The organism is Endozoicomonas atrinae (genome assembly GCF_001647025.1).
GTDB classification, from domain to species: domain Bacteria; phylum Pseudomonadota; class Gammaproteobacteria; order Pseudomonadales; family Endozoicomonadaceae; genus Endozoicomonas; species Endozoicomonas atrinae.
Genome location: NZ_LUKQ02000304.1, coordinates 1 through 5,602, shown reverse-complemented (window position 1 = coordinate 5,602; position 5,602 = coordinate 1). Strand labels below are relative to the sequence as shown.

At 44.6% G+C, this 5,602-nt stretch carries 3 protein-coding genes and 1 pseudogene; all 4 read left to right on the top strand.

The window, feature by feature from the left end; all coding sequences use genetic code 11:
• Positions 1-190, top strand: a pseudogene (locus AK963_RS35895) (IS630 family transposase); the annotation flags it as partial.
• A 12-nt stretch (positions 191-202) separates the two neighbouring features.
• On the top strand, positions 203-2,020 hold the full coding sequence (locus AK963_RS24855; protein ID WP_083232880.1) for a type I secretion system permease/ATPase: 1,818 nt from the start codon (positions 203-205) through the stop codon (positions 2,018-2,020).
• A complete protein-coding gene (locus AK963_RS24850; protein ID WP_066018079.1) occupies positions 2,017-3,357 on the top strand; it encodes an HlyD family type I secretion periplasmic adaptor subunit in 1,341 nt (446 codons plus the stop codon). The genes AK963_RS24855 and AK963_RS24850 overlap by 4 nt, the downstream gene beginning before the upstream one ends.
• Before the next feature lie 62 nt (positions 3,358-3,419).
• On the top strand, positions 3,420-5,495 hold the full coding sequence (locus AK963_RS24845) for a hypothetical protein (RefSeq protein ID WP_066018078.1): 2,076 nt from the start codon (positions 3,420-3,422) through the stop codon (positions 5,493-5,495).
• The last annotated feature ends 107 nt before the right edge of the window (positions 5,496-5,602 follow it).

Here is a 5,602-nt window from a genome sequence, read left to right as displayed (position 1 = left end):
ACCATTCGCACCGGAGTTAAACAGCTCAGAAAGGCTATGGGAGTGGATGCGGGAGCATGACTTATCAAACAAAGCATTTTCAGGTTATGAAAATATTGTAGATTGTTGCTGTGAAGCTTGGAATAACCTTTGCAGCGAAGCTGGTCGACTGTTCAGTCTGTGCTCCCGTGATTGGGCAGTTATACAGTAGTTAGAAAATTCAATTGGTATTAGACGGCCAGAGATTGATATGAAGCTTGACCGGTTAAGCCCGGATTTATTCCTTGAAGGTATGGAAAGCTCCATTCTTTTTTTCAGTTTGGCGCGAATTCAGGATAGTCGTGACCCAAACTTTCCACCCGACTGGCGGAATCACTGGTTCTGGGGCTCTTTGCTGGAGGGACGGCGGATCTATCGGGAAGTGTTGCTGGCATCCCTTCTTATCAACCTGTTCGCACTGGCTGTGCCACTGTTTGTTCGCCTTATTTATGATCGGGTAATTCCCGGTATGGCACTTACAACCCTCAATACCCTGACCACGGGCGTGCTCGTAGTTATCACTTTCGAAATGGTTTGTCGGCAGCTACGCACACGATTTATCGATATCGCTGCCAAAAAGTCAGACTTGCTGATGTCCAGTCAGTTATTTGCCAAGATTATGGGCGTCAGAATGTCCTCAATACCGGCTGCTGTTGGCTCATTTGCAAGGCAGGTTCAGGATTTTGAGGCGATTCGGGAGTTTATGACCTCTACCACGCTGACTGCATTGGTTGACTTACCATTTGCCATCCTGTTTCTGGTTGTTATAGGGCTTATGGGAGGACAGCTGGTGTGGATTCCCATTCTAGCTATCATCGTAATGTCGTTTATCAGCCTGGCTGTGCAGCCCCGGCTTCGCCAGAGTATCGAAGAGAGTGAGAGGCTGTCGGCACGAAAGCATGGGGACCTGGTTGAAAGCATTACCGGCCTTGAAAGTCTTCGGCTTGCAGGGGCTCAAAGTCGTTTTCAACAGCGCTGGGAGCAGGCGACAGGGCATATGGCGACCTGGGCACTTAGAACCCGGACAATTACCGGTAATGTTACTGCGATAGCTACATGGCTTCAGCAACTGGCAACTGTTGCCACTGTATATTTTGGTGTGATTTTCATCAGCACTGGAAACATGAATATGGGGGCACTGATAGCCATTATGATGCTTTCAGGTCGAGCCGTCGCACCTTTCATGCAGCTTGCTCTTCTGGGGACAAGGTATTATCAGGCTCGCAGTGCTTTCATGGTTATCAATCAGTTGATGTGCGCGCCTGAAGAGCAGACTCAGAACGCACTCTATCGCACAGTGAAAGGATTGCACGGGAATATTGAACTAAAACAGCTGTCCTTTTCTTATCCTGATAGCGTTACTCCTGCACTGACTGATATCTCAGTGTCCATTTCCAGTGGTGAGAGGGTTGCTGTTGTGGGGCGTTCAGGCTCGGGTAAATCAACGTTTGCCCGTATTCTGGCGGCTCTCTACCTGCCAGATCAGGGACAGGTCTTACTTGATGATATTGTCCTGGGAGATATTCACCCATCAACATTGAGAGCAAAGGTAGGTTTTCTGGCTCAGGACCCCTGGCTATTTCATGGTTCGGTTTTGGATAACATTACCCTGGGAGGGGGCTGCTTTTGTGAAGATGAGCTACTGGCTATTGCCAGAGACTGTGGGGTCACTCTTTTTACCGGTGACTCTCTGGCTGCTCTGGAATATCCCGTTGGTGAAGGCGGGCGACAACTTTCTGGCGGGCAGCGTCGAGCGGTTGCACTGGCAAGGGCTATGTTATCAAAACCGAATGTTCTGATCCTTGACGAGCCCTCAGCTCATATGGACAGCCTAATGGATGCCAGGGTTCAAAAGACGCTCAAGAGTCTGCCAAAGCATATAACCCTGATCATTATTACCCACCGAAGCAGTTTGCTTTCTGTCGTTGATCGTGTGCTGATGCTGGATGGAGGAAGGCTGGTCTCCGACCAGCCTGTTCGTGCAGGAGTGCAGAAGGCGTGAGGGCCAAATCATGGCTGGAGTGGTTGCAGCTGACGGCCAGTAGTCGTCAACAGTCCCAACTGATTGATATTTCGGTTACTTCACGCTGGTTTGTCTGGGTGGTCGTTTTCTTTGTTGTTTCGTTAATTGTCTGGAGCTGTCTGGCAATGATGGATGAGACCGTCACAGGCCATGGACGTATTATCCCTTCCAGCAGAGTTCAAGAAGTTCAGAGTCTGGATGGTGGGACTCTGAAGTCTCTGCATGTCAGAGAAGGAGAGTTTGTCAATGCTGGAGATATGCTGCTACAGATTGATGAAACCCGCTATCAGTCTTCTTTCCGGGTGAATGAGTCTGAACTGGAAAGTTTGCAGTGTTCAGTTGCCAGGCTTCGGTCAGAGTTATCTGCACTGGTGGATTCGCCAAATGGTGAGTGGTTCATAGACGACAATCGAGATATTAATTTCCCTGAAGAGTATCTAAAACACTTTCCTGAACAAGTATTTCAACAAAAAGCACTGATGAAGGAGCGGATGGCGGCACTGAAAAGCCAGGTCATCATTTTCGACCAGCAAGTTATTCAGAAGCGGCATGAATTAAATGAGTTAAGAGAGAAAGCAAAAACGATTGCCAGAAGCATACAGCTTGCAGATGAAGAGTTATCGCTAAAGAAACCACTGGCTAATGAGGGCGTTATTACCCGTGTAGAGATCATTAATCTGGAACGAAAAGCAAATGAGCTTCAGGGGGAGCTGACCAACGCCCAGTTAATGGCGACTCGCCTTGAGGCAGCGTTGGCAGAATCAGTTGGGCGTCGTAATGACCTGGTCATTCGTTATCGTGCTGAACTGCAAAAAGAGTTACAGGATACAAGGGATCGGTTGGGTAAACTGTTGGAGGGGCAGAGTGGTCTGGAAGATCGGGTGCGAAAAGCCGCTTTATATGCACCGGTAGATGGCCTGATTAAAACGATAAAGGTTAATACAGAAGGCAGTGTGATTCAGCCAGGAAGTACCATAGTTGAGATTGTTCCCGCAGAAGATCCGCTTATTTTTGAAGCCCGTATTCAACCGGCGGATATAGCTTTCCTGCAGTCGGGGCAACGAGCTCTGATAAAGTTGAGTGCTTATGAATTTGCTACTTTTGGTTGTTTAAAAGGGCATGTTGATACGATCAGTGTTGATACGCTGGATGATGAAAAAGGGCTGCCTTATTACCGGGTTCGAATAGTGCTGTCAGGTAATAATAGTCCCTTACTTTTGATTCCCGGCATGACAGGAATAACCGATATTGTGACTGGGAACAAAAGTGTAGTTGAGTATTTAATAAGTCCTTTGATGAGAAGTTTCAGAATATAGTAAAGATCAAAACAAGGACGAATTAGTCACTTTTGTTTACTTATCAGGTTGCGTTGCTAATTATGGATTTTGCAAAAAAAAATGACTGCCAGGGGTGCAGTAATCCACCGGTTCAGCCAAATCATTTTGATAATGAGTTGGCTGGACAGGTTAAATCAAAGCTTGGTTTTTGGAATGTGAAAGCTGAAAAGTCTGAAAAGGTTTACCTTGAAAAAGGTAATGATTCAAACGATGACTGCAGGATGGAATTCAGGCTGAGAGAGTGTCAGCCTGTAGCTTCTGGAGGCCATGCAGTCCTAAGTCTGGTGGAAATTGATAGAGAGCTTCAAGCGATTGAGCAACGGTTGTTATCCATAGACAAGCCCCTTGAAAAAATGAGTGTGCTGTGTGATGACATCGGTGGCAGATACGTATTTCATGGTAATCTGTCTCAAACTCTTCCTGAAATTAATGCCAGAGTCATGCCTCTCCTAAATGCACTAAAAACGCTGACTAGTGACTCAGCTTCTAAATCTGGAGTTCAAACTTTTAGTGGTGATCTTCTTAAAGAACTTCAATCTCTGGATCGTGAAAAAAGAGTGCCCAGGTTAACTAAAAAGGGAGTTATAAAGCGCTTGGAGAGTTATCATTGGCATTCTCTGAGTCGTCTGGAGAGCCTGCTTATATACAGAAATTTAATTTATGGCGCTAATATCTCTTTTACCAGAAGGTACGTCTGGGAAGTATTGTGTTCAGATAAGCAGTTGTTGGAATGGGTTCTTGAAAATTTTGAATACTTTCAAATGCTCTGTGACTTTACGAGGTTGATGCCAGCTGATCAGCGATCTGATCGAAATGGAGGTCAGGACTTTAGATTATACACAAGGCTTAGAGATGAGGTGGGTAAGACATCATTGGAACAGTTTGAATTGTATATTCATGGGCAAGGAGTACGCAGGTCTTTTTTTGATACAACAAGCGTTAATGCGCTCGAAAGCAGCTTAGTGGGGTATGGGCAGTTTTTTATTTCATGGCTGCGTGCAATAAGTGCGCCTTTATTTAGAGAGAGCACAGTACAAATTAATAGTGAGGACTTGCCTCCATGGATAATGGCTTATTTGTTTTTTGATGATCCGAAGGATGCTTTGAGGTTATCAAAACTGATGTTGCATGAAAGCGTGAAAAGCAGTGTGGGTTTTGAGTGTATTCAAAGGATATTAACGAGCTTAGAGTATTTGAGTGAAAGATTACGTGCAAACAAGAACCTGCATGCTAATTATGATCAGGCAAAGGCTATGTGTGACATATTGGATGTGTTACTAGATTTGGTGAAAGGGGGACATTCCAGGGATAAAGTAATAAATAATGTTGAGCAGGAATTAGTATGTGCCATCGAAGAGAGAAGAAAGAGCATCGATGATGTATTAGTCTGGATTTCTGGCTGTGCTACCAAAAATGCTGCTGACTTAGAGGCAGAGGAGGTAACAGGAAATAAAGAATCAGCCACAGCAAGTAGTAGTGTCAAACCCAAAGGTAGAAAAAAGAGTGGTTCGGATAAGAAATTGACTATAAACAAGGAAGATGAGAGTAGTAAGGGGTTGGATTCACAGCTGGAAAGGCACGCCTTTATACTTCATGCAGGTATTGATAAATCTGTACAGGATTTTCATGCTGGTCATTCTATTTTACGAATTCAGGATGACCTTGTTCAATTAGAATCTAAGTTGACAACAGTTGATGTGGCCAGAGCTCGCTATGCATTGGCTGACTTGGCGATTACCAAGCTTCATGATCATCTTAAATTTGTTTCTGATTCCACATTCACTATTAAGGCATTTAGAGGTTTTATTGATGAACAAAAATTACCAGATCGTTTTTTTGGAAAAAAGTTTTGTGAGGTGATTAGAAAGTCTGAAGAAGAAGTGAGTTGTCTAGAGCCATTTTTTGATGTGATGTGCTTTGCTTTTCCAAGGTTTGATAAGTTTGTTCAGGGAGATCAGGGTCTGGTTGACGAGATTGCTGAAGAGATTGAGGTTCTCAGAAAGAAGGAAAAAGAAGTGAGAAAATATTGGAGTGGTTTTGTTGATGAACTGGCCGATATAAAGAAACTCTACAATAAGCGGGGAGAATTGATTCGTAATACCAATCGTAATTTCTAAATCCTTAACCTGAATCCAGCTATGCTCAGGCATCATTACCAAGCATTTTATCTGGAACAGATGTCTCGTCGACCACAGCTACCCGAAGGTTTTGGGCATGTTGATTT

Bases quoted from the DNA above. Each gene is read 5' to 3' on its own strand.
- AK963_RS24845 (WP_066018078.1), top strand. From the start codon at position 3,420: ATGGATTTTGCAAAAAAAAATGACTGCCAGGGGTGCAGTAATCCACCG.